The following is a 23,500-nucleotide window of genomic DNA, read 5'->3' as shown; positions in this document are numbered from 1 at the left end:
AAAGCCATACTGTAATCTCGTTGACTACGCTTCTGTTTCGCTTTTGAACTTGTTTCCATTTAATAAGTCGGTTGGATGACAACCTATTTCAGGACTAGACAACTGCATAAAAAAAGCCCTCCGTATTTTACGAAGGACTTTTTTATATACAGTTTATAAACTGCCGTAGAAGTTAGTCCAAGACATAGTCTCGAACTAGGTAATACTGTAATCTCATTTTGAGTATAAAATATTGATTACTCAAAATTCACAACTCATCATTCAGCACTAACACCTACTCTACCGTTACCGACTTAGCAAGGTTACGAGGCTGGTCTACATTACAACCACGCATTACTGCAATATGATACGAAAGCAATTGCAATGGAATTACCGATACCAATGGAATCAAAGCTTCGTGCATAGCAGGAATTTCAACAACATAATCTGCCATAGTTGGGATTAACTTATCTCCTTCTGTAACAATTGCGATTACCTGACCTTTACGAGCTTTTACTTCTTGAATATTAGAAACTACTTTGTCATAAGAACTATCTTTTGTCGCAATAAACACCACTGGCATTTCAGCGTCAATCAAAGCGATAGGTCCATGCTTCATTTCAGCAGCAGGATAGCCTTCTGCATGGATATAAGAAATCTCTTTCAATTTTAAAGCACCTTCCAAAGCTACTGGGAAGTTATAGCCACGACCCAAATAGATAAAGTTACGAGCATCCTTAAACTTCTCAGCAATCTCCTTGATTTTACCGTCGCTTTGTAATACTGTTTCGATTTTATGAGGAATACGTTCCAATTCAAACAACAGCCTTCTAAAGGTATCTTCATGCAATGAACCTTTCTTACGAGCCACCGCAATCGCCATTTGGGTCAAAACTATCACTTGAGCAGTAAAAGCTTTTGTTGAAGCAACACCAATTTCTGGACCTGCGTGTGTATATGCACCCGCATGAGTAGCACGAGGAATAGACGAGCCCACCACATTACATACCCCAATAATAGTAGCTCCTTTTGACTTAGCCAATTCAATAGCGGCTAAGGTATCTGCAGTTTCGCCAGACTGTGAAATCGCAATTACAAAATCACCTTCTTTGATGATTGGATTACGGTATCTAAATTCTGAGGCATATTCTACTTCAACATTGATACGTGCCAATTCTTCAAAGAGATATTCGGCTACTAAGCCCGCATGCCATGAAGTACCACAAGCTACAATTACAATACGTTTGGCTTTAGCAAGTTTATCAGTATATTCACGTAAACCACCCAATACTAAGTGCCCATTATCTGCATTTACTCGACCACGAAGACAGTCAGCCACCGAACGAGGTTGTTCAAAAATTTCTTTTAACATGAAATGCTCATACCCTCCTTTTTCGATAGCTTCAAGTTCTAACTCTACCGTTTGGATATATGGAGATTGTAACGCATTATCGATATTTTTCACCGTTAATTCACCATCACGCACTACCGCAATTTCGTAGTCGTTTAGATAAATCATTTCATGAGTATATTCAATAATTGGAGTAGCATCAGAAGCAAAGAAAAACTCTTTCTCTCCTACTCCAATCACCAATGGAGAACCTTTACGAGCAGCAATCAACTGAGTTGGATTAGTCGCATCCATAACCACGATGGCATACGCTCCAACCACTTCTTTCATCGCCAAACGAACTGCCTCTTCTAAAGTACACCCAGCATTGATTTGAATATCTTCAATAAAATGTACAAATACCTCAGAATCGGTATCAGAGTGAAACTCGTGTCCTTTTTTAATCAAGTTTTTCTTGATAGAACTATAGTTTTCAATAATACCATTATGAATAATTGCTAGATTCTTACTTGCAGAATAATGCGGGTGTGCATTACGATCATTTGGTTCGCCGTGTGTAGCCCAACGGGTGTGACCAATCCCAATCGTACTTTGAAGTGTTTCATGGGCAATAGCCTCTTCCAAATCCTTTACCTTACCTTTTTTCTTGTAAACATTTAAAGCGCCGTTCAACAAGGCTATACCAGCACTGTCGTATCCACGGTATTCCAAACGTTTTAAACCTTTGAGAATCAAAGGTGCGGCGTCACGATGCCCAACATAGGCTACAATTCCACACATAGTATAATGATTATAGTTTGAAAATTTGATTGATTATAGTTGCTTTACTCTTGTGTTTGATGCGTAAAAATAATCAAATTGCCTTAACCTACATGATTTTTGGCAAAAAAATACGGCAATATATTACTGTAAAAAAGAAAGCGGAGCACTCATTAGATGAGTACTCCGCTTTAAATGAGTAGCAAAAATTTTGCCAACTATTACTTTGAAATATGTGTATAGTAGACTTTCAGTTTGATGTTCTTAGCATTGAAAACCGCCTGAACTGGCTCTACTGCAACGATTCTTGAGCTAGACAATACAGATACAGAAGTAGCAGTACTTGAGGTTAAACCTATCCATGTTGGAGTTAAAATCCAACCATTGGCTGTAGCTTTTCCTGATAAAATATTTTGTAGAGCCGAAGTTACGTTAAAGGTATAACTATTTGCTTTTGTGGCATAAGATGAAATTTGGGTCTCACTGTTTGCATAAACAAAGCCATTCGTTGATGTATAACGTAAAGGGCGATTAGCACCATTTTCTTGGATAGCTACTAAATTTGAAATTCGAGTAAAGCCTGAAAGTGGTTGATCTGGTTCAAGGACTAATTCAGCTTTATTGATTGCAACATTTTTGTTATTCTTCAAATTCAACAATGTTGGGAATTTCAATTTTACAGCCAAACCCGAAATATTATCCATGTACACATAACCACCTGCGTCAGTAGATTTGAGCGCATCAGCAGGTTTTTTGAGGTTTGCCAAAGCACCTTTTCTATTAACTGTCACATTAGTCCATCTTACATTCTGCTCGCCTGTCGCCGCTGTACCATTACTCAAGTAGAATGAAGTAGTTTTGTTGACGCTTACAGTGGTATCTACACCAGTTGTTTTACGGTAAGTATAAGTATAGTGATAAGAAAGATCCATCATACTTTGTCCTACAGAAAAATAAGAAAGTGCTGCATTTTGGCTACTCTCGCTTACCAGTACAAGTCCTTTAATGATATCTTTGAATTTATCATATACTACTGCATTTGCACTAGATAAGTTACGTTGTGCAAAAATTTCTTTCGCCAATGACATTGGCAATGGTACTTTTACATAACTATACTTTGAAGTATCTTCAGAAGTAGAAGTCGCATTTCGGATTGGATGTAAAGGGCTTCTAGTTACTGTAGCAAGAGGAGTTGCATCATAATCAGGCAACACATCACCTGTATTATAAACCTTACTCACCGTTGGAGTCGCAGAACTTTTCACTCTGTGGACTTTGAACGTTTGAGTTTTGTTGGTATCACCCGCCACACGACGGAATACCAAATATAATGCTAGTGAATCCACTGATTCAACCAAAGATGCCTTGTAAGCACTTGTTCCCGCTGTATCAATTTTGATAGTATCAATATTGGTTACTTGGAAAAACGTTTTGGCGGTATAATCTCCAAAAACAGGGTGACTCATACTACCAACAAACACTGATGGAATTCCAGATGTCTGCATCGAGTCTAATTGAATAGTTGACGCATCTACTGTCAATGTATCAGTATAAGCTAAACCAATATCTTGACCAAAAAGCTCTGTACCAATTTCTTCAGGATCATCACAGGCCATCATCAAGAACGCACCAACAAGGAGTACCCAAAGGTTACGCACTTGCCAAATCTGTGTAAAGGTTGTAGTAGCTCTCGATATTTTCTTCAGGAACAAACTCGATTTTTTTGTCTGGTAATTCATCAACAATTGTGTTAAATTTCTCCGTAACTTCTTCTTCTGAGGTAATCACAATATCGGCATACTCTGCTCCAATTTTGATAAAGCCAGCATAGTCAGCCGTTTTGAGACTGTCGAGCATAGTATCCTCAATGTCCATCAATTTTACTTTTTCGTACAAGCTTGTAGCTTCAAACTTGTGAGAGAAAGCACTATTATAAACTGAGAATACGACTTTAGCATCTTTGAACATTGGATCGTTCTTGTAAGTTGTCTTTAGATACAACGGCACAAGCGACGTCATCCAATCATTGCAATGCACAATATCAGGAGCCCATCTTAATTTCTTTACGGTTTCTAACGAGCCTTTGCAAAAGAATATTGCTCGCTCGTCATTGTCCGAATAAAAGTTGTCTTCTTTGTCGGTGAAAACAGTCTTACGTTGGAAGTAATCTTCGTTATCAATAAAATACACCTGCAACTTTGCCGATGGCAAACTTGCTACTTTTATAGTCACAGGCTTATCATCATCACCCACTGGAACGGTGAATCCTGATAATCTTACTACCTCATGAAGACGGTTTTTACGTTCATTGATTAACCCGAATCTTGGCACTAAGATTCTTATCTCCATTCCCTTTTCTTGCATGGCCGCTGGCAATTTTCTTACAAAATCAGCTACCTGAGTAGTAGAAAGGAATGGGTCAACTTCGCTGGCAACGTAAAGGATACGCAATTTAGACATTGTTGTCGTAGTTAGGAGCTTAGTAGTTGTTAAAAAGTGTTAACTGGTTTAAAATTTAACAAGCGTTGTAACGAGCGTTTTATCTCCTATTAATCGCTCAAACCTTGTTTACAACCAATCAACGCTAACAAAAAACAAGCACAGATTTCGAAAAAAATTATGCAAAAATATAAAAAAAATACGGAAATTCCACAATCATTTTGCGAAGAATGTAAAAGAACCCTGTAGTTTTGAACGTTTTTTGCAATCTTGATCAAGCAAACGACCCAACTTTTGCAATAGTTGGCATTAGATTTTATAGACTAACTAAAACAAAAACAGGATGTTAGTATTTCATCAAATCTCTGTATTACAGGAACATCTCAAGCAACTTCGTAATCAAAGTCTGTCAGTGGGGTTTGTACCCACTATGGGTGCTCTGCATCAAGGACATATCTCTCTTATCAACCAAGCCAAAGCCCAGTCTGATGTAGTAGTATGTAGTATTTTTGTCAATCCTACGCAGTTCAACAATGCACATGATTTGGCGGTTTACCCTCGCACTCTCGAAGCTGATAGTCAAATGTTAGACACCGCAGGATGTGATATTTTATTTGCCCCGTCGGCCGAAGAAATGTATCCTCAATTACCGACTATGAAGTTCGACTTTGGAACTTTAGAAACCGTAATGGAAGGTGCTTTCAGACCAGGGCATTTCAATGGCGTAGGCATTGTTGTTTCAAAATTATTTCACATTGTTCAGCCCGACAAGGCATTTTTTGGACAGAAAGATTTACAACAATGTGCTGTGATTTCGTGCATGGTAAATGAATTGAGCTTTAACCTTGAGCTTATAATCTGCCCAACCCAACGTGAAGAGGATGGACTGGCAATGTCGTCTAGAAATAGAAACCTTAGTCCTGAACAGCGTGCGGTTGCTCCCGCTGTATATCAAGCTTTACTCCAAGCCAAAACTGGTTTATTAGACGGTCAAGAGGTATCTGTTGTCAAACACAATTTAGCTAGTTATTTGGCTAGTGTCGAAGGCATCGAGCTAGAGTATTTCGAAATATCTGACTTTGATACCTTACTTCCATTTAATGGTACTTTGAGTCAAAGCTTAGAGGGAGGTAAAATAGCGCTGTGTATTGCCGCATTTTTGGGCAAAACTCGTCTGATTGACAATATTATTATATAGTTTTTTGGGGGAGGTTGGCCTTTCAATCTATTAAGAATTAGTCTACTTAATTACCAAATAACTATTTACATAAACTATCTTTGTGCAATTATTGAGGCTTGTACTTTGTTACATACTCAAATATTTGCAAATTTTAACAATAAAGTCATGTTTATTCATGTCATGAAATCAAAGCTCCATCGTGTTAAAATCACGCAAGCGGAGCTAAATTATGTAGGTAGCGTTACAATCGACGAAGATTTGATGGATGCTGCGGGGCTTATCGAAAATGAAAAAGTTCAAATCGTGAACAATAACAACGGTGAGCGTTTTGAAACCTACGTTATCACAGGAGAAAGAGGTTCTGGTACAGTTTGTCTCAACGGAGCTGCCGCTCGTAGAGCGCAGGTAGGCGACATTGCTATCATTATTGCGTATGCGATAATGACCCCCGAAGAAGCCGCCGAACACAAACCGAAACTGGTGTTCCCAGACCATAACAACAAATTAGTCATCTAATATGACTTACAAATGGTGAACATAGGCTTATGTTCACCATTTGTATTTGGTTTCACATAAAATGAATAGCCTTGTTATAATTAAGTAATCGTGCAAAATTAAATTTAAGAAATTGATGAGATAAAATATTAGTAATCATAAAATTACACTCAAAACTCATCACTCACAATTCAGCACTCATACTTAAGTTAGTAGGCAAAATAAAATTTAAGATTGAGCTTTGGGCTTTCAGGTAACGGCTTTCGGCGGTGGGCTTTGGAAAAAGCATGGCTGTGGTTATTAAAAAACATTTTAACACTCTTTGCCTTGTGCCTGTTGCCTAGTGCCTAAACACATAACTTAAATATAATCCTGCACGATTACTTAAGTAATCGTGTAAAATAAAGTTGCATTAATACACTTTAGGCAATAAGCTGTAGGCATTAGGCAAAAAAGTTTCTATTACTTCATAAGAAATACTATTTAACTTTTAGCCTACCGCATAAAGCCTTGAGCTTAAAGCGGGTAAAATTATTTTTATTTTGCCCACTAACTTATTTTCTGATAACAGATATACTTTAAACCAATAACTTCTTTTCACTTATCAACATTTATTTCATGAAAAATATACTTAAGTATGTTATCTCTTTAGGACTAGCTGGATGTTTGATGTGGTTTGTTTTTAAAGACATCAACATTGCAGATATGCTTCATCAATTTGCTAATGCCAACTATTGGTGGATTATTTTATCAGGAATTTTGGGCTTAGTAGCGCATATTTCTCGTGCGATAAGATGGAAACTATTGATGGAACCTTTGGGTTACAAGCCTTCTACTTTTCGTACTACCTTGGCAGTGCTTACGGGTTATTTTGCCAACTATATTATTCCACGCATGGGAGAAGTTACCCGTTGTGGAACCTTACAGAAAACGGACGATATTCCTATAGAAAAATCTTTTGGAACAGTAGTTACTGAGCGTATTTTTGACTTGGTGATGTTATTAGTGATTTTTCTATTAAACCTTGCCCTAGAATTCACGAAGCTCAAAGATTTCTTTATGGAGCAATTTGCTTCAAAGATAACGCTTATTGTAATTCTATTGGTCGTAGCAACTGTTGGTGGCGTGGCAGGTATTTGGTTATTTAAAAAGTATCAAGCCCAATTAGCAGAACATCCAGTGTTAGGTAAAGTTGTTGGGCTTATCAATGGTTTATTAGATGGGCTTTTGAGTATTGGTAAAATGCAAAAGCCAGGGCTTTTTATTTTCTATACGCTCCTTATTTGGGTAATGTATTACTTCTCAGCGTATGTACTATTTTTTGCCATCCCTGAAACATCTCATTTGAGCATGTTGGCTGGCTTGACTGTTTTGACCATGGGGACTTTTGGCATGGCTGCTCCTACACAAGGAGGTATTGGCCCATATCACTTCTTGGTTGGTAACGCACTCGTATTGTATGGTTTAGAGCAAAAAAATGGTATTATTCTAGCCACCTTCATTCATGGTTCACAAATGGTTGCCTTGTTGTTGTTGGGCGCTCTTAGCTTTTTGGTTACCTTATTTTTAACCTCAAAGTCAAGTAAAAAAGAAAGTTAATCATCTATAACAACCTTGACATATTTTCAAATTTAAGCAAAATATAACCTGATGACTCAAGATAAAATCTGTACGCTAGAACAAGCCATCAATCAAGTAGAAAAATGGCAATCTGAAGGGAAAAAAATCGTTTTTACCAATGGATGCTTTGATATAGTTCATCTTGGACATATTGATTATTTAGAAAAAGCAAGAAACTTAGGTGACAAATTGGTACTAGGACTCAATACTGATGCTTCGGTAAATCGTTTGAAAGGACCCACTCGTCCTGTTGTAAATGAATATGCTCGCTCTCGCATGATGGCGGCCTTTGAATTTGTAGATACTGTCATTTTGTTCGACGAACCGACACCTTTACAGGTTATTGAACAGGTAAAACCTGACATTTTGGTCAAAGGAGACGATTATACCGTTGAAACTATCGTTGGCTCAGATTTTGTTTTAGAAAAAGGAGGAGAGGTAAAAACCATTTCGTTGGTAGAAGGATATTCAACCACCTCTTTAATACAGAAAATCAAACAGCTTTAATCATTAAATCATCATCGAGTCTCCAATAATGATAACTTACAAGACTCGACTTTCTGAAATAACATATTATTTAGAAAATGATGATCCCAAAGCTGATAGCCAAAAGGCTATTATTTTACCATTTTTAAAAACCATTTAACAAACAAGACTATGACAGGAATTTGGTTAATTTCCTTAATTTTTGGTGGGATTGGCATGTTAGTTAGTTGGCGCCTCAAGAGTAAATTCAGTGAATATTCTCAAATTGCTCTTGCCAATGGTCTTTCAGGTCGTGAAGTAGCCGAAAAAATGCTACAAGACAATGGTATCTACGATGTCAGAGTTTTATCAGTAGAAGGGCAACTGACAGACCATTATAATCCAGCAGACAAAACCGTTAATCTAAGTCCAGATGTATATTATGGACGCAGCGCAGCCTCAGCCGCCGTTGCTGCTCACGAATGTGGACATGCTGTACAACATGCAACAGCCTATTCGATGTTACAATTTCGTAGCTCAATGGTGCCAGCTTTGAGTGTTGCCAATAACTTTACTCCTATGCTATTGATGATTGGCGTAATGATTATGTATTCGACTGGGAGCAAGTTGTTATTAATGATTGGCGTAGCGCTTTTTGCGGTGGCTACTATCTTTAGTTTTATTACTTTACCTGTAGAATTTGATGCAAGTAATCGTGCAATCAAATGGATGCAACAAAGAAATATAGTAACACCAAGAGAACACGAAATGGCTAAGGACGCACTCAAATGGGCAGCCTTGACTTATGTAGTAGCAGCGATTGGTATGTTAGCGCAATTATTGTATTACTTAAATATGCTTTCGGGACGTAGAAGTAATGACTAATTAGAAATTTAGTGAATGTTGATTGAGTGATTTAGTGATTATTTAAAATACATTTTCACTAGTAGAGACGCAATGCTTTGCGTCAAAAGAGGGTTCATTTCGAAATATAATATCAAAAAGGCGGTCGAAAATTGTTTTTCGACCGCCTTTTTGATATTAATATGTTAGATGACTAATCAGTAAATTTAAAATATATTCACTCCATTAGTAATGAATCATATTTGGGTAATCAATAGTATATCTGAGGTGCAATTTGATGATATCCTCTTGACTATGAGCACATTCTAATAACTGATACACTATTAACAAATAACTCATATATTATTAACAGCTTGTTATTTATTTGGCAAGCTTACTATTACGATAACCGTAGCCAAAATAAATCACAAGACCAATAATCAACCAAATAATAAAGATAGCCCAGTTGGTAACCCCTAACTCAGTCATTAAATAAAGGTTTGTTAAAATACCAAGTACAGGTAGTAATGAAAAATTCAATCTGAAAGCCATAATTGATAATACAATCCAAACCAGCCAGAATACAGCCAAAAGTGGTTTTTCTTGTAAATGCTCCACAAAAGTTCCTTGCGAGATAGCATAGCCAAATCCAATAATAAACAAGGTAGCTACGATGTACTTACCATTGATATAAGGTACTTTAAAAGTAGCATCCTTCGACAAACCTTGGTAATCCAAATACAGAATACCGCCACAAACCAAAATAAACGCAAAGAAAGTACCTACACTAGTCAAGTCCACAAAAAATCCCATATCCATAAACAAAGATGGAATCGCCACGACCAAACCTGTCATGATGGTCGCAAAGCCTGGAGTTTTGAATTTTGGATGTATTTCAGAGAATTTTTTCCACAACAATCCATCACGGCTCATCGACATCCAGATACGAGGTTGTCCCATTTGATATACCAATAAGGCACTTGTTATGGCTACAACCGCTGATACAGAAATTACACCTGCAATAAAATCAAAGCCAATTTTTTGGAATACATACGCCAATGGATCATCTACTTTTAGTTCTGTATAATTTACCATACCCGTCAATACCAACGTAATGGCTACATAAAGAACAGTACAAATAATCAAACAGTAAATCATCGCACGGGGTAAATCTCTTTGTGGATCACGGCATTCTTCTGCTGTTGTTGAGATAGAATCAAAACCAATAAAGGCAAAAAATACAGAAGCCACACCTCCCAAAACACCCTTAACACCGTTAGGGGCAAATGGCGACCAGTTTTCAGGTTTTACATAAAATGCCCCGAGAATAATCACCAAGAAAATCACCAATAACTTCAACACAACCAAAGCGTTACTCGCTGTACGTGACTCTTTAATACCAATATATACCAAACCTGTCACTAAAATAGTGATTACTCCCGCAGGTAAATCAATCAATAATTTTGCATTTCCAAAAAGAGTTGGAGCATGTTCGTAAGCCGCAGCTGCTACTTTCATTACATCAGTCGCTTGCTCGCCACGTTGAATAGCCTCAAAAGCTTTACTTGCTGTTCCATAGTCAATAGTCAAATAATCAGGAAAGTGAATACCAAATCCTGTTAGCATTCCTACAAAATATTCAGACCACGATATGGCTACTACCATGTTTGAAACAGCATATTCCAAAATCAAAGCCCAACCAATAATCCAAGCAAATATTTCTCCGAAAGACACATAAGCATAAGTATAAGCGCTACCAGATACTGGCACCATAGAGGCAAATTGTGCATAACAAAGCGCTGTAAATACGCAGGCTATCGAAACAAAAACAAAAAGTAGCGATACCGCCGGCCCACCTTCAAAGCTCGCTCTACCAATAGTACTAAAAATTCCTGCACCAATAATTGCTGCTATACCGAAGGATGTCAAGTCTCTTACGCCAAGTACTTTTACTAAACCCGACGAATGACCGTCTTCACTTTGGCTCAGTACACTCTGAATGTTTTTTTTACGAAAAATAGTGTTTTTAGACATTTAGTTTGAAGTTTTAGTGTTTGGGTAGCAACAGCTATAATCAAATTAGAAAAGGTTTTGAGAAATTTCTCTCAGCCTGCTAGCCATAGAGTATGCCTAAAAATAGGAAATTCAACACGATTTATTGATACATAACGTAACAAAATCTAGTTCATGCAATCAAATCGGCTCACATACTCAGCCTTTAAGCTTGCAAATATAAGTATTTCATGCGTCTTTCAGTTAATCCCACACCGCCAATGTATCAAACCCTCTCCTACTCAAAAAGCGATTGATAAAATGATTTAGACTTTTCAAAGATTAGTTTTTGTTTCAGAAAAAATCTTATTGCAACTTTGTATTATAATTCTTACACGGTGCTATGGGTACTGCTAATGGGGAAGTTTAGTTACAAATTTGATTCACCACTATAAAATGAAAAAAGTTGCAGTTGTTATTTTAAATTACAATGGGGAAAAGTTTCTGAAACAATTTCTACCATCTGTAATTTCTCACTCACCATTAGCAGAAATCATCGTAGCCGATAATGCTTCCAAAGACCAATCTATTCCTCTTCTCAAAACGATGTTTCCTTCTGTTCGTCTAATCGAACTTACTGAAAATCATGGTTATGCACAAGGTTATAACGAAGCTCTAGCACAAGTGGAGTCTGAATATTACATCTTGCTCAATTCGGATGTTGAGGTATGCGATAATTGGATTGAGCCAATTATTACACTCATGGACTCAGATGATTCCATTGCTGCTTGTCAACCTAAACTCTTAGATTTTAATAAGAAAGATACTTTTGAATATGCAGGTGCGGCTGGAGGTTTCATTGATTTCTTAGGATACCCTTTTTGTCGAGGGCGAATCTTTAATAATTTAGAAATTGACCATGGTCAATACGACGACACTCGTGAAGTATTTTGGGCTACAGGTGCTTGTATGTTTGTCCGTGCAACTACCTTTCATGAAGTTGGCGGATTCGATGGAGACTTTTTTGCTCACATGGAAGAAATCGATCTTTGTTGGCGTATACACCTAGCAGGCTACAAGGTTTATTACTCAGCTGAGTCTACAGTTTATCATGTAGGCGGCGGAACGTTGCATAAGTCTAATCCAAGAAAAACGTATCTTAACTTCCGTAATGGTTTAGCGCTTCTTTACAAAAATCACCCACCACAACATCTATGGTTAAACATTTTGATGCGACTGGTACTAGATGGTATCGCAGGTGTTAAGTTTATGCTAGATGGTGGCTGGCAAGATTGTTTTGCTGTCATCAAAGCGCATTTTAACTTCTATGCAAATTTTGGTAGCTGGCACAAAAAAAGAAAAGCACTTATACGAAAGAATGGATACAAGTTCATACATCCCAATTCTATCGTAAAAGCGCATTTTTTGAATGGTATCAAGAAATTCAGCGATTTACCAAAATCATTATAATTCCCAAACCGTAGGGTGATTTCTTTGGCGAAGGTATTTGCGAATGTTCATCCAAAAAGCCAATATCAAATAGATAATGATGGGTGAACCCATTGTTAGAAAAGTCGTGTAAATAAAGTACAAGCGAATACTCCCAGTAGCAATACCAAATTTTTCGCCCATTCGTGTGCATACGCCAAACACGTGTTGTTCAACAAAGTACTTGAATTTTAGCATGGTAGTAAAATAGGGATTATTTAATCAATTTTTTGATAAGATTATATTGCTGATAGACGACCAATCTATCAATGAACAAATATACGAAAATCTACTAAGCTTAGTAAGCTTTTTGTACAAAACTTATATTCACAAACAATTTGTAAATGAGGCACTTAGGTCAACTATGTGCCTTTTTTGTTTTGAATCAATGGTTAAATTATTGAATTTTAAATGCTTATTTTTTTAACATTACCATAGAAAATATAACTTTTCTAATCTAAATATCAGGTATTTTTACTCATTTTCAAAAAAAAAGAATGCTAAAAGTTGGATTGTATAAAATTATACCTACATTTGAGAAATAATAGTTCTTAATTATACGATCTCCGAAGTCCAAAAGTTACCAGTTTTCAAGAGTTTACAATTCCTTCTAGTATTGTCCCTCTGTGATTATCAAGAACTTAAAAACTTATTGTTAGTTTTTTTCGAACTATTTAATGTGAGCCTTTAGTGGCTTACTAAAGTTTTTTATTATCAATTTTTATTTTTTTTAATCATGCAAACAGGTACAGTAAAATTCTTTAACGAAAGTAAAGGATTTGGTTTTATCGTAGATGATGAAACTGCACAGGAAATTTTTGTTCACGTAACTGGGTTAGGTGGTACACAAATCCGTCAAGATGACAAGGTTTCATTCGAGACTATAGAAGGAAAGCAAGGCTTAAATGCCGTTAATGTGAAGAAAATCAGATAGTTTGCGTCTCTTGTCTTTGATTATTTGTCGTTAGTTTTTTAGACAAAGTAACTATAGAAAATCAAGACATAAATGTTCAAACTATATATAGTCTTATAGAATCCCAGACTCCATAAGCTGGGATTTTTCATGTGAAGGCTTTGTTTTAAGCAAAAGTCAGCATTAGCACTTTTTTATTTTTTATATTTTTATTTATTTTTTTTATGCAAACTGGTAAAGTAAAATTTTTCAACGAATCTAAAGGATTTGGTTTTATCGTAGACGATGAAACAAACCAAGAAATCTTCGTACACGTAACTGGCCTTGGTGGCGCAGTAATCCGTGAAAACGACTCTGTTTCTTACGAAACTACAGATGGTAAAAAAGGATTGAACGCGGTGAATGTTAGAAAATTATCATAATAAGTACTGAGTTGTCTGTGATGATAAATCTTTAAACGTTTATCGTTACAAAGTAAAAAAGCTGAATTTTGAGTCACATCAAAATTCAGCTTTTTTTATTTATATCACGGTTGACAAAGGGAATCTTTGTCAACCGTAGTAAAATTTACTCAAACCACTTTAAGACTTCGTCTTTAGTTGGAATAGCAATATCTAATTTCATTTTTTTACGCATACCACCCAAATCATTAAATACTTTGTTTGGATTCGCTTCTTTCAAACCTGCAACCGTCATAAAGCCCATTTTCTGTAAAACTGGAATCCAATCAGTTGGAACACCAATTGCTTCATATTCAGCTTCTGTCGATACTTCTGCTTTTTTCTCTGGACGCATCTGAGGGAAGAATAATACTTCCTGAATCGTAGTTTGATTAGTCATTAACATTGTCAAACGGTCGATACCGATACCAATCCCCGCAGTTGGAGGCATACCGTATTCCAAAGCGCGCAAGAAATCTTCATCCATCGCCATTGCTTCCTCATCACCACGTTCAGCCAATTGCAATTGCTCTTCAAAGCGCTCGCGCTGGTCGATAGGGTCATTTAACTCAGAATAAGCATTAGCTATTTCTTTACCATTAACAAACAATTCAAAACGCTCTACCAATCCTGGTTTGCTACGGTGTTTTTTCGTCAATGGCGACATTTCTACAGGATAGTCCATGATAAACGTTGGTTGGATCAAGTTAGCTTCTACCTTTTCACCAAAAATTTCGTCAATCAACTTACCAGTACCCATAGTTCCATCTACTTCGATGCCCCACTCTTTACAATGTTGGCGCAAAGTAGTTTCGTCCATACCCTCTACGTTTACACCAGTGTACTTTTCGATGGCGCCCGCAATTGTCAAACGCTCGAAAGGACCTGCAAACTCGATAAGGTTCTCCCCTACTTGTACTTTAGAATCTCCATTGGTAGCAATTGCTACTTTTTCGAAAATTTCTTCTGTAATATTCATCATCCAGTTGTAATCTTTGTAAGCCACATAAAACTCCAAAGATGTAAACTCAGGATTGTGAGTACGGTCCATACCTTCGTTACGGAACATTTTACCAAACTCATAAACCCCATCAAAACCACCTACGATAAGACGTTTTAGATACAATTCATTAGCAATACGCATATACAAAGGCATATCTAATGTATTGTGGTGAGTTTTGAAAGGACGTGCAGAAGCTCCACCATGGATAGATTGTAAAATTGGTGTTTCCACCTCTAACCAGCCTTTTGAATCAAACATTGAACGCATGGTTGTTACAATACGAGAGCGTTTGATAAAAATATCCTTGATATCTGGATTGACAATCAAATCTACATAACGCTGACGGTAACGAATTTCTGGGTCTGTTAATCCATCATAAACGTTTCCTTCGTCATCACGTTTTACGATTGGTAAAGGACGAAGAGATTTATTTAAGATTTTAAACTCGGTTACGTGAATTGAGATTTCACCAGTTTGTGTAGTGAATACGTAACCATTTACTCCTACAATATCACCAATATCCAATAATTTTTTGAATACTGTATTGTAAAGTGTTTTATCTTCCGTAGGGCACAAATCATCACGTCTAAAATACAACTGAACACGGCCAGTACTATCTTGCAATTCAGCAAAAGAGGCACTACCCATAATTCTAAAGCTCATCAGACGACCAGCGATTGAGACCTGTTTATAATCTAGTTTATTGTTCTCGTAATTCTTGTGAATATCAGCGGCCGTTACGTTAACTTCAAACATCTCGGCAGGATATGGGTCGATTCCCAATCTCATCAACTCTTCGCGCTTCTGGCGACGGAGGATTTCTTGTTCTGATAGCATTGTACTTGATTGATAATTTTGCCCAAGATTAGTTTCGGGGCAATAGTTGCATGAATAGTAATCTACTACGATTTCGTAAAGAGTGCAAAATTAGTCAGAATTACTGGGTCTTCAAACCTAGAACAGCCTAATAAAGGGTATCTTTCACGAATTTTCGTTTTTTTTTCGTAATCATGCGTCAAAAATCTGTATTTTGCACAAATTGTCATTAAACTCATCGGGTATTATGAAGCATTTTAGCAAGCTTACGCATCTTGCTCTTGTGATTTTATTGCTTACTAGTTGCGGATTATTTGAGTCAGAAGATCAAAAATTTGAAAAAGTATCTAGTGAATTTATAGAAAACTACTTGATGGGGCACCCTACAGTGGCTGTCGCTCAAGGATACCATCAATTTGATGGGAAGTTACCTGATTTTAGCAAAGAAGGAATTGACAAAGAAGCCACTCATTTGAATGAGTTCTTAGCAAAATTTGAAAGTCTTGACACCACTAAACTTTCTCAAAATAATTTGATAGACTACTATCTTCTTGTAAGTCAAGTCAAAAACTCTCTTCACAAATACAATGTGCTTCATATTGCAGAAAGACCATTGACCTACCTAGGCGTTATTGACCTGACACCATACGTTAAAAGAAATTACGCAAGTATTGACCAGCGAGCCAAAGCTGTGATTCATTTTGAAAAACAGCTCCCTAATTTTTTGGTTACAGCTAAGCAAAACATGACCTCCATCAACTACAAAGAAGAGGTTGAGCTTTCGATAGATGCTTTTAGAAGTACAGCAGAATATGTAGAAAAAGATATTCCAAAGGCTTTTGAGAAGGTGTATCAAAAAAACCTAAAGGATTCTTTGGCATATTCTACCAAAATAGCCAGTAGAGCCCTGAGAGGATTTGCTGATTATCTGCAAAAACATACACTTCCTCGTGCGCATGGAAAGTATGCTATTGGTAGAAGAAATTATATCAAAATGCTTCAGTATAATGAGTTGTTAGAAACAACTCCTGAGGAAATTTTAAAAATAGGTTTAAAAAAACTGAAAGAAGAACAGCAAGAAATTGCCGAAGCAGCCAAAGTTATTGACTCGACCAAAACGCCTCAAGAAGTGTTTAAAATGATTCAAAAAGAGTATCCAAAAGCTGATTCGCTGGTATCTTTTACAAAAAATAAATGCGAGGAAATTAGACAGTTTTTGATTGACCATCGCATTATTACTATTCCATCCGAAGTAAGAGCAAAGGTGGTCAAAACACCTGCGTTTATGGTCGGTGCAACTGCGGCGATGGACACGCCAGGACCTTTCGAAAAAGCAGAAGCATCTGAAGCCTATTATTATGTAACCCCACCATCGGACAAATGGACTTCGGCTCAAAAAGAAGAATGGTTAACCTTATTTAACAAATATTCAACTGAGGTAATCTCTATCCACGAGACATATCCTGGACATTATGTGCAGTTTTTGCACTTGAATGCCTCCTCAGTAAGTCGTACCAGAAAGTTATTTGGTAGCTATGCTTTTGTAGAAGGATGGGCACACTACACCGAACAAATGATGCTTGAAGAAGGCTACGGAAAATCGGAAGACCCCAAGATAATGGCTAAATACAAAATGGCTCAACTCTCAGAATCCCTGTTGAGATTGTGTCGTTTGGTCGTATCTATCAAAGAGCATACCGCTGGCTGGTCGGTTAAAGAAGGCACAAAATTCTTTATGGCTAACTGCTATTATGAAGAAAAGCCAGCCTACGAAGAAGCACTTCGTGGGACGTTTGACCCTGGTTATCTATCTTATTCATTGGGCAAACTTCAATTACTAGCTTTAAGGGAAGACGTCAAAAAACGTCAGGGAAAATACTTTTCACTTCGCAAATTTCATGACCAAGCAACCGATAATGGTATGCTTCCTGTACAACTTTTGAGAAAAATCATGTTACACTAAGTCATTGCTTTTTGATAATAAAAGTAAAACGCCGTAGAAGCAATAGATTACACAAGTTGGTGTTCTACTACTTCTACGACGCCTGTAAATATTTCAGTACATTTTTCAAAATGCCCCTAACATCACTGTCTATTCATCAACCTTCCAATCTCCGAAAATATTTTCTTTGGTATATTTTTTTGCCTCCTCCTCTGTGAGTTGATGCGACCATTTAACTCGCTTCGAAGTTTCAGCACCAATGCCTGTATTTTTGTATTCGGCATAATACGAAGTAGTTTCATTGGATACTTTATCCCAATTGTTCCAACCTTCAGGTTTTACTTGTTTGTCGAGCACCGACTCCATGATTACCACTTTTGCATACGGTCGCCACGGTCTACCTAAATAAAAAGTATTTGCTTGGGCACTACCAGTAAAGGTACAATTCTTAAAAACGTAGCCGTATTCTTTGTTTTGAGGCGTAGAGGCAGCAGTGTAATAACCATCATTTTTGGCGTAAATAGTACATTTTTCAAATAAAGCCGTAGACGAACCAAAGATAAAATCGACTGTTCCCTCTATATAGCAATTGTAGTAATATTGTCGACTTTCGTAACCATAAGTGTACAAAGTATCTTGAAAACCTAAAAATCTACAATTTCTGAACTGTACCTTATCGCCTTTTACCCAAACTGCAACCGCCTGCCCGACAGGACCTGCGATATTTTGGAAAGTAATATTCTGTGCCGAAAACTCATTGCCAAATACATAAAACCCTGACGAACCTGTAGTCCCTTTCTCCTCTCCGAAGATATTTTTCTTTTGGGCAAAATCATCATATTGAATAATCGTTTCGGTCAGGCTCTCTCCTATGATTTTCACCATTGCTTTGGATTCAGCAAGCACTAATTTTTCTTGATAAATCCCCTTTTTGATGTAAATCGTCGTAGGTTTTTTACGAAAATCAGGCACAGCATTAAATGCTTCTTGTACAGTTCGAAATTGCCCAGAGCCATCTTGTGCCACCACAAAATCATACTTTTGAGCAGTTGACCAAAAGGTCATCAATAGTAATAAGCCTATTAAAATCTTTATTTTCATATTTATTTCGTCTACCTCAGAAAATCTGAGCGCTATTTGAAGTTTTTGCACTAAAGCTAACTACTCTTTAATCAGCTTTTTTGTAGCCTTTTTTTCACCAGTACTCCATTGGACCAGATACACACCAGATGGTAAGCCTTGCAAACTTAGGGTTGTTGTGGTAGTATGTCCATTCAATGATTGCGATACTTTGCTATTGCCTTGCAAATCGATGACGCGCAATTCAGCTTTTTCGGCAGGATGACACACCTGTACTTCATTGACACTTGGGTTAGGACTGAGCATCAAGGCATGATTTCCTATTTCATCGATACCCAAAGGTTTTGTGACAATACCCTTCAAATTTACCGTTATATCTTGTACTCCAGTAGCCTTGTGCGTGATGGTTCCTGTATAACTACCTGCTGTACTTGCCGTAAAACGAACATATACTTTGGTTGAAACTATCCCATTCGTTGGTGTAATTTTCAGCACAGAAGCAGCATTCACCCATGTGGTTTTATCTAAAGATAATTCAAAAAAAGCGGAAGGAATTAATTGAATTTCCCCTTGTAGGTTTTCGGCCGTTACGGTATAGCTTTGAGACTCATTGGTCATTCCAATCATGTAATTAAAATCTTGGAGCGCCTGAGTCAGTGCCATGGTAGGTTTTAGGATAGCCTTACTAACTCCTAAAAGCTCTAAATCTTTGATTTTGGCATAGCGACCTGCACTTGAACTACCAGTACTGTAATAAAGACGAAACGTTAGAGAATCTCCTGCTACCAGATTAATACCCGTTGAACCATTGAGTGCAAATTGATAGCGAGTAACTGTCGAACTTGGCTCGGCATTGGGTACAATTGGCGTAGCAAACTTACCATTAGCTCCTGCAACAAGTGGGATACCTGCCAATAAACCAGCAGTTGCTTCGGATGAGTCACTTTTGAATCCAGTTTTTGAAAACACCAAGGCAAACTTACCTGTTGCAGCAGCGTATAGGGCTGTTTTCAGCTGTAAAGAATCTATTCTGAGTGTGTAATCAGTATTACATTTAATTACAATTTGCTCATAAGACCCTCGATAAAGGTTATTTCCCCAGCCACCACCTGCAGTAGTCCATAAGCCTCCACCATCGGCAGAAGGTGCAAAAGCTTGACCATGCAAACTAGAATAAGCAGGAATCACCGAGCCGTTAGAGAGATACAATCTTTTTAGGGCAGGTTTACTAACTGTTATCCCTTTGGCACGAACAGCGGCACTATCCGCATCGGATATGCTCATAGACCATAATGCCAATCGTTGTGAAAAGGCCAATGCTTCTGTCTGGGTAATACCAGTCAATTGCAAGGTTTTAGCAATAGCTCCTGTACTCGCATGAGTAATAGTGCCTGTGTAGCTCCCTGCTGTTTTGGCATTGAGCCTAATTAATACTGAGGTAGTTGCTACAATTCCACTAGTTGGGTTGAGCAAAACAGTCGAGGAATTCCAAGTTTTTCCTGCATCTATAGAAATCTCAAAATTAGTAGGTACAGTTATAGTAAGCGCAGATGGTAAATTTTCACCTGCTACGGTATATACCTGCGCCGCTGATGGTGCGCCTAGTCCTTGTAAAAAATCCGCAGGAGTCCCGTTGAGTGTGATTGTAGGCAAAGAAGTTACCGAAACAGTGTCGGTATTAAACTCTTTGTAACCATTTTTAGTCGCTTTAATGACGTAGAAATAGGTTTTTCCTGCCTCTGGAGCATTATCGTTTACGGTATAATTCCAAAGTGTATCAGTAGTGCTGGTAATGTCTTTGAGTTTGACAAAATTGGTTTTCGTATCTACACTTCGATATACTGAGAATTGAATATCTTTCATATTCCAAGCGGTATTCCAAGTAAAAGTTGTTGGTGTAGACAAATTAGCCCCTTTGATAACTTTAAAATTTAACATGACCAACTCCCCTTTTGCTGTTGAACAAACATTGGCTACTGTACAAGGATCCCAAGTGCCAAATATTTTCGAATTATCATAATAAACCAAAGCTTGAGCATCAGTCAACTGTTTTGACCAAGAAACCCTTTTACTCACATCTGCCAAAGCGCCATTAAATCCTTTGGGCTTGTATTCGGCATAGGTAATCAAGCTAGTATTCGTTCCAGTATCCCAAACTGACCAACCTTCTGGCTTAACTATTTTATTGCCATAAATACTATTCAAAAAAACAACCTTATTTCCTTTTTTGGCAACATCGGATGTGCTGGCATCATTTTGCCAAGGACGTCCCAAGACATAAGAGGTAACCCCATTATTAGCAGGCAAAATGGTATTTCGAAACACATAACCGTACGTTTGGGTAGTGGGAGTATTGGCGGCTGTGATATAGCTGCCCGCTAATTTATCGACACGGTCTTTGGCATATACAATACAAGAATCAAAAATGGCGGTGGCACTACCAAAAATAAAATCCACCACACCATCGATATAAGTATCTTTGAAATACTGGCGCTTTCCGTCACCATTACTTAGTACTGTATCTTGACCTCCTAGAAAAATACATGATTTTACAACCGTTTTATCTCCTTCTAAGGACACCGCCAAAGCTTGAGGAGCATCCCCTGTGGTGTTTTCTACCGTCAAATTCCACAACCCACAGTTATCTGACTTAATCGTCAAAGTTCCAGAGGTACTTGTTCCATACGTTCCACCTGCGGGATTTGCTTTTCCTGAATAATCATTCCAAGAGATAATAGTCTTGGCTGCACTTTCACCAATCAAGTATATAAATGGCTTGTTAGAGGGAATATTTACTTTTTCGAGATATTTTCCATTCTTAATAAAAATTCGGAAAGGAGCTGTACTATTGACAGGTGCAGCATCAATTGCTGCTTGAAGTGTTTTGTGAGAACCCGATTCGTCCAATGCTACTACGGCGTCATAACCCATCAAATCTACGGTTTTGGTCCCGCCAGCAATTTCGCCAGTACCTGTATCTTTAGAGATACTGTTAAGAAAGTTTTCGAGTTGCGTATAGCCATTAGGCGCTACTTTGTTTCCTTCAGTTGCATCTTTGGGATTAAGACCATTTGTCAATTCCCATGTATCATCCATCCCATCCTTATCGGCATCGGTATAGGCGGTATTACTGCCGTATTTAGGAATTCCACCTACATTGGTAGGGCTATCAATAATCCCAGAAGGGTGTGAAATTCCTGTTCCTGTAACAAGCGCATAAGTAGCGCCTTCATACGTAGCAGTTCCCGTACGGGTTTCACGAGTAATACGAATATCGATGGCATCACGACGTGGTAAAATAGCTCCAGCGCTATCCAATACTCTTAAATATGCCTCTTCGGCAGTGTGAGTACGAACGGGTGCTGTATCAAAAGGTTTTTCTTGACGAGCCGCTTTGATGAGCGCATCCGCATTAACATAACTATCTTTTTGCACACCTTTGGCCCAGTTGTCGGCCGTCACGTCGGGATACCCTGCTACGAAATTGCCATCAATATAGAACTTCCCTCCCCATGTAGTATCTGTTCCATCTACATAGAAATTGGTATAATTTAAAATACGATTTCTTTTATTGGAGGTCGAACTGGTGGTCAAGTTACCTGGCGTTGCGGGACCAGCTTTGTAGTAGTTATTCACCATATTGATTTTGCCCCCTTCTCCGCCATAAGAAGAGTTGATATTTCCCCAGTTATACACCACGTTATTGCGATAATCTACCAATTCATCAGCTGGGTCGTATGGCACATACCCTTTTCTTGCGCCACCAAATCGTGGGTTTCGTGAGGAATGATGCGCTAAAAGGTTATGGTGAAAAGTAGCATTTGCTCCTCCCCAAATCCCTGCATAACCATGAATCCCTTTATCATGCTTTGAGTTATATAAGCTTTCGCTCAAAATAGACCATTGTAGGGTAAAATTTCGAATGCCATAAAATGTCCCCGTTTCATCTATCGACCAGCTCAACGAGCAGTGATCTACAATAATATTCTGAAACGGTCCATTCCAACTATTCATGGCATCATCTTCAGAAGCATTTTCATCGCCAAAGCGACAACGAAGAAATCGGACGATTATATCTGATGCCGAAATATTAAGGGTATATCCTGTGATACAAATCCCATCTCCTGGAGCTGTTTGACCTGCAATCGTAATATTATTCTGTTTGATTACGAGTCTACTTTTTAGTTTTATTTCTCCCGAAACTTTAAAAATAATAGTTCGATTTGGCTGGCTTATGGCATCTCGCAAACTACCAACACCCGAATCGTTGAGGTTCGTTACTTCATATACGCTACCTCCACGACCGCCTTTGGCAAAGCGTCCTCCACCCTCTGCGGTAGGAAAAGCGAGTTGTTGGGCATGGGTTTCTGACAATAAACACAATATGAGAGCAGCAAGTGAAAAAATATATTTTCTCACTTGGAAAAAAGAAGAAATTTTCATCTTGAATAGGTTTTAAATAGGGTTTGAGCTTTGGGGTATCAGCATTGGGCTATTTCTAAAAAGCTCTTAAAATAGTAATAACAAAATCATTTCTATGACATAATGACTGAGCTTAGAGTATGTTTAAAATTTTATTTGGTATTTATCGGAAAAACAAAATTTCCCTTCGCCACTCCTTACTTTTCTTGTCTTGACACAAGAAAAGTAACCGCAGCGGCGGCCGCAAAAGAAAGTCAAGAAATCCTAATCGGA

Annotated in this window: 17 protein-coding genes; 9 read left to right on the top strand and 8 right to left on the bottom strand. The window is 37.8% G+C overall.

Annotated features, from left to right (window positions below; genetic code table 11):
• Positions 1–274: 274 nt before the first annotated feature.
• The 3 genes from glmS to QM491_RS05225 form a co-directional block, all read right to left on the bottom strand.
• A complete protein-coding gene (gene glmS / locus QM491_RS05235; protein ID WP_283326216.1) occupies positions 275–2,110 on the bottom strand; it encodes a glutamine--fructose-6-phosphate transaminase (isomerizing) in 1,836 nt (611 codons plus the stop codon).
• A 200-nt stretch (positions 2,111–2,310) separates the two neighbouring features.
• Positions 2,311–3,828: a DUF4270 family protein gene (locus QM491_RS05230; RefSeq protein ID WP_283326215.1), complete on the bottom strand. Its 1,518-nt coding sequence runs from the start codon at positions 3,826–3,828 to the stop codon at positions 2,311–2,313.
• Positions 3,740–4,549 (bottom strand): glycogen/starch synthase, encoded by an 810-nt coding sequence (locus tag QM491_RS05225; protein WP_166552552.1) that lies wholly within the window; start codon positions 4,547–4,549, stop codon positions 3,740–3,742. The genes QM491_RS05230 and QM491_RS05225 overlap by 89 nt, the downstream gene beginning before the upstream one ends.
• A 322-nt stretch (positions 4,550–4,871) precedes the next feature.
• Here QM491_RS05225 and panC point away from each other — a divergent pair, with 322 nt between their 5' ends.
• The 5 genes from panC (at position 4,872) to QM491_RS05200 (ending at position 9,173) form a co-directional block, all read left to right on the top strand.
• Entirely contained in the window at positions 4,872–5,726 is an 855-nt protein-coding gene (panC, locus tag QM491_RS05220) for a pantoate--beta-alanine ligase (protein ID WP_283326214.1), read from the top strand.
• A 147-nt stretch (positions 5,727–5,873) separates the two neighbouring features.
• On the top strand, positions 5,874–6,224 hold the full coding sequence (gene panD, locus QM491_RS05215) for an aspartate 1-decarboxylase (protein ID WP_283326213.1): 351 nt from the start codon (positions 5,874–5,876) through the stop codon (positions 6,222–6,224).
• A gap of 597 nt (positions 6,225–6,821) precedes the next feature.
• Positions 6,822–7,802, top strand: coding sequence for a lysylphosphatidylglycerol synthase transmembrane domain-containing protein (locus QM491_RS05210; RefSeq protein ID WP_283326212.1), 981 nt, complete (start codon positions 6,822–6,824; stop codon positions 7,800–7,802).
• A gap of 51 nt (positions 7,803–7,853) precedes the next feature.
• A complete protein-coding gene (gene rfaE2, locus QM491_RS05205) occupies positions 7,854–8,330 on the top strand; it encodes a D-glycero-beta-D-manno-heptose 1-phosphate adenylyltransferase (RefSeq protein ID WP_283326211.1) in 477 nt (158 codons plus the stop codon).
• A gap of 150 nt (positions 8,331–8,480) precedes the next feature.
• A complete protein-coding gene (locus QM491_RS05200) occupies positions 8,481–9,173 on the top strand; it encodes a zinc metallopeptidase (RefSeq protein WP_283326210.1) in 693 nt (230 codons plus the stop codon).
• Between the two features lie 339 nt (positions 9,174–9,512).
• Here QM491_RS05200 and QM491_RS05195 read toward each other — a convergent pair whose 3' ends face one another.
• Complete coding sequence (locus tag QM491_RS05195) at positions 9,513–11,165, bottom strand: APC family permease (RefSeq protein WP_283326209.1); 1,653 nt, start codon at positions 11,163–11,165, stop codon at positions 9,513–9,515.
• 414 nt (positions 11,166–11,579) lie between these two features.
• Between QM491_RS05195 and QM491_RS05190 the strand changes: the two genes are divergently transcribed.
• On the top strand, positions 11,580–12,593 hold the full coding sequence (locus tag QM491_RS05190; RefSeq protein WP_283326207.1) for a glycosyltransferase family 2 protein: 1,014 nt from the start codon (positions 11,580–11,582) through the stop codon (positions 12,591–12,593).
• On the opposite strand, the gene QM491_RS05185 is transcribed toward QM491_RS05190, so the two are convergent.
• Complete coding sequence (locus tag QM491_RS05185; protein WP_095166463.1) at positions 12,588–12,809, bottom strand: PspC domain-containing protein; 222 nt, start codon at positions 12,807–12,809, stop codon at positions 12,588–12,590. The two genes, QM491_RS05190 and QM491_RS05185, sit on opposite strands and share 6 nt — an antisense overlap.
• 538 nt (positions 12,810–13,347) lie before the next feature.
• Here QM491_RS05185 and QM491_RS05180 point away from each other — a divergent pair.
• Both QM491_RS05180 and QM491_RS05175 read left to right on the top strand, forming a co-directional pair.
• Positions 13,348–13,545, top strand: a complete 198-nt coding sequence (locus QM491_RS05180; protein ID WP_095166461.1) for a cold-shock protein — start codon at positions 13,348–13,350, stop codon at positions 13,543–13,545.
• A gap of 203 nt (positions 13,546–13,748) precedes the next feature.
• Positions 13,749–13,946, top strand: coding sequence for a cold-shock protein (locus QM491_RS05175; RefSeq protein WP_166552560.1), 198 nt, complete (start codon positions 13,749–13,751; stop codon positions 13,944–13,946).
• Between the two features lie 145 nt (positions 13,947–14,091).
• On the opposite strand, the gene lysS is transcribed toward QM491_RS05175, so the two are convergent.
• Positions 14,092–15,804 (bottom strand): lysine--tRNA ligase, encoded by a 1,713-nt coding sequence (gene lysS, locus QM491_RS05170; RefSeq protein ID WP_283326203.1) that lies wholly within the window; start codon positions 15,802–15,804, stop codon positions 14,092–14,094.
• A gap of 226 nt (positions 15,805–16,030) precedes the next feature.
• On the opposite strand from lysS, the gene QM491_RS05165 reads away from it, so the two are divergent.
• A complete protein-coding gene (locus QM491_RS05165; protein WP_283326202.1) occupies positions 16,031–17,746 on the top strand; it encodes a DUF885 domain-containing protein in 1,716 nt (571 codons plus the stop codon).
• A 129-nt stretch (positions 17,747–17,875) separates the two neighbouring features.
• Here QM491_RS05165 and QM491_RS05160 read toward each other — a convergent pair whose 3' ends face one another.
• Together QM491_RS05160 and QM491_RS05155 are read right to left on the bottom strand one after the other, a co-directional pair.
• A complete protein-coding gene (locus tag QM491_RS05160) occupies positions 17,876–18,826 on the bottom strand; it encodes a pectinesterase family protein (RefSeq protein WP_283326201.1) in 951 nt (316 codons plus the stop codon).
• Positions 18,827–18,886: 60 nt separating this feature from the next.
• Entirely contained in the window at positions 18,887–23,248 is a 4,362-nt protein-coding gene (locus tag QM491_RS05155) for a pectinesterase family protein (RefSeq protein WP_283326200.1), read from the bottom strand.
• Positions 23,249–23,500: the final 252 nt, after the last annotated feature.

Origin of the sequence: Flectobacillus longus, assembly GCF_030056705.1 — a bacterium.
GTDB lineage: Bacteria > Bacteroidota > Bacteroidia > Cytophagales > Spirosomataceae > Flectobacillus > Flectobacillus longus.
The sequence above is the reverse complement of the archived record's forward strand: the minus strand, read 5'-3'. Positions and strand labels throughout refer to the sequence as shown.